At 42.6% G+C, this 390-nt stretch carries 1 protein-coding gene; it reads right to left on the bottom strand.

What is annotated here, in order from left to right:
* Positions 1 to 390: methyl-accepting chemotaxis protein (locus GFC01_RS19110; RefSeq protein WP_243137702.1), on the bottom strand; the 390-nt coding region annotated here is incomplete at both ends.

Genomic DNA, 390 nt, shown 5'->3' with positions numbered 1-390 from the left:
GTCTGAAACGGTTTTAGCCGCATCCGCTGATTGTTCAGCTAACTTGCGCACCTCATCTGCCACAACAGCAAAGCCTTTTCCTTCTTCTCCAACACGTGCCGCTTCAATGGAAGCATTCAGTGCAAGCAGATTCGTTTGTGCTGAAATGTCTGTAATAATCGAGATGACACTTTCAATCTCCGTTGAATGAGATTGTAATTCTTCTGCTGCCTGCTTTGAGTTGGTCATCTTGTCATGTAGCATATTCAGATGATCAAGCACATGGTTCACTAATTTTTGACCAGATTCTGACTGCTCTTGTACGTTAGATGAAACAGATTTCATTTCATCAACTTCTTTTGTGACACCTTCGATTTGCGTATCGATCTCAGCAACGGATGTCGTACAATC

This window comes from Desulfofundulus thermobenzoicus (assembly GCF_009428905.1).
In the GTDB taxonomy this organism is placed as follows: Bacteria; Bacillota; Desulfotomaculia; order Desulfotomaculales; family Desulfovirgulaceae; genus Desulfofundulus_A; species Desulfofundulus_A thermobenzoicus.
Note: the sequence above shows the minus strand (reverse complement) of the source record. Positions and strands in the feature narration are given on the sequence as shown.